The organism is Microbacterium sp. NPDC089698 (assembly GCF_044749045.1).
Classification (GTDB): Bacteria; Actinomycetota; Actinomycetes; order Actinomycetales; family Microbacteriaceae; genus Microbacterium.
On sequence record NZ_JBIVHE010000012.1, the window covers coordinates 1 to 2,447 of the forward strand.

2 protein-coding genes are annotated in these 2,447 nt (G+C 67.6%); both read left to right on the forward strand.

All coding sequences use genetic code 11. The annotated features are described in order from the left end of the window. A partial coding sequence (locus ACIPY5_RS20130) for a hypothetical protein (RefSeq protein WP_400974091.1) occupies nucleotides 1-215 on the forward strand: 215 nt, incomplete at its 5' end. A 552-nt stretch (nucleotides 216-767) separates the two neighbouring features. Next, a complete protein-coding gene (locus ACIPY5_RS20135; protein ID WP_400974093.1) occupies nucleotides 768-2,027 on the forward strand; it encodes a hypothetical protein in 1,260 nt (419 codons plus the stop codon). Nucleotides 2,028-2,447: the final 420 nt, after the last annotated feature.

Genomic DNA, 2,447 nt, shown 5'->3' on the forward strand with positions numbered 1-2,447 from the left:
ACTGGCCCTTCGCCGACGGCGATCCCACGAATCAGACCCCCCGGTTCCTGCAGGAGAAGGCGGTGTACACCTACCTCGTGAACGGCGCCTGGAACGATGCGGCGACAGCCCCCAGCAGCTGCCTCAAGGTCGTCTCCTCCAGCACCTCGCAGTGCGGTACGCCCACGGCCGGAGCCCACAAGCAGTCGCTCGCGATGGTGTGCGACTGCGCCTGAAATCAGCCCTACCGGCCCTGCACCAGCGGATCTACGACGGTGACGATCGTTCGAGAACCTTGGTGACGTCGGCCTGAGCCCACGTGGCAAGAAATGCAGTGGGCCCGGGAGACAAACCCCCGGGCCCACTGGCGCGCCCGGCGACGCATCTTCGAGGACCGGTCGGTCTCCGACGACGTCGTCGCGGTCTTTCGCAGGCGTTGCGCCTGCGCGGAACGCCGACGGCGAACCCGACAGCGCGTCCGCGTCACCTCTGGAACCTTCCGTACTCCTTCATTAGCGAAGGCAGTGACGTCCTGATCTGCCCGACTCCCCCACAGACCCCGAGGAGAAGCAGTGACCGACGGAACAGGTAAGTTCATGCATGAGGGCGCGTCCCCCGCACGATCGCGGAGCGTGTCGCGGCGAGCGGTGGTGAAAGGCGCAGCCTGGTCCGTCCCGGTGATCGCCGCAGCAGCGGCTGTGCCGATGTCGAGCGCTTCCGTCACGCGCACGTTGACGTGGGGACCGATTACCGGGATTGCCGCCTGCGCCACGACGACGGACGGGTACGTGACGTTGTCGTCGCAGAGCGGGCCGGTCCCCGGAGCTGTCGTGATCGTCAGCCTGCCTCAGGGCCTCAAGTGGGCGGATGGATCCACTGCGCCGAAGAGCATTGTGACGGGCAACGACGGACGCGCGTTGCTGACCGGCAGCGCAGCGATCGCAGGAACAGGACGCTCGGGAACGTACACGCTGACGGCGTCTTCGACCGGCGCACCCAATGCCGTGGCGCCGCTCGCGGTCGAGGGCAGCACCAGCGCGATCTGGTTCTCCAACAACGCGACCACCGCGTCGCCCGCTGATTCCAGCGGCACCGTGAAGAACCCGGTCTCGCTCGCCGTGGCCGGCGCATTCGTCTGGGCGACCAACGCGGATGGCAAGCTCTACGCGCACACGGGTGCCGCAGACGGCCCCTGGGACCAGGTCGTCGCCCCCGGATCCGCGACGAAGGTCACCGCGTCGCAAGGCACGAACTACGGTCTCGCCATCATCGGCGGCGACGTCTACCGGCTCAACGGAGCGAGCACCACACCCGACCCCATGCCCGGGCTCCCCGGCACTCCGCAAGACATCGCCGCCTCCGCGAACTATGCCTATGCGCTCATGCCCGACGGAACATGGTGGTGGCGCCCCGTTCTCGGCAGCACGGCGTGGGTCCAGCTCACCGGCGGCGCAGGAACGTATACGTCCATCAACGTCAACGAGGGCGGCGGCTATGGCTGGGCCATCGGATCCGATGGCGAGGTCTACTGGACGGCGCCAGGAAGCGGTTTTGGAGCCACGGCACAGCCCAGCGACCCCACGAACGTGCTCTCGCAGGCTGTGCAGACAGCCATCGGTGCCAGCTACGCGTACGCCCGAGACACGAACGGGGCGGTGTACTCGCACTTCGGAGCCTCTTCCAGCACCCCGTGGGTGTCGATGACCGGGCTCCCCGCTGCCGCCACCGCCATCTACACGAACACCGGCGGCAACTGGGTGTGGGCGGTGTCCAACGGCGCCCTCTACTACTCCGGGAACGCCACCTCGTTCGCCCCAGCCGACTCCGCCGGAGCTCTCGCCGCCGCAGGCGGCATCGCTGACGTCGCGATCGGAGCGAACTATGCCTACGTGAAGACCACGGACGGCCGGTGGTGGGCGAAGGCCGGCGCCGGTGACGGGGGCTGGCACACCATCAGCGGCGTGCCCGGCGACGAGATCACCGCACTCAGCACCAACTGGGGCGACTACTCCTGGGTCATCGCACCCGCCGTCCAAACCTGCCCCTGACGACACGCAGCACGTCGACAACTGAATCCCGGGTGCCTGTCCCCTCACAGCAGACAGGCACCCGGAGAACCACGAGGTCTTGGCCGGGACCCCGCCGCGCGTCTCGGCCCGTGTCGCAGGACAACCTGCGGCTGTTCCGGCATGAGTGGACTCAGAAGCACAACGTCACTTCTTCCGCTCGATGCACTCCTTGTATGCGTAAGCGCTCGTCCTGTCGTCGCGTGAAACGTCGCCGATGTCGTTGACCCGAAGGGGAATCATGAAGAACAAGAGAACTCTGCAGCAGCTTGCCGTCGCGGGGGTGATCGCCGTGATCGCGGCGCTCGCGACCCCGGCGATGGCCGTCGCGGCGCCGAACCCGGCGCCAGGTGCCGCGAAGGCCCCGACTCTCATGTTCGAGGAGACGTTCGAGAACCAGCA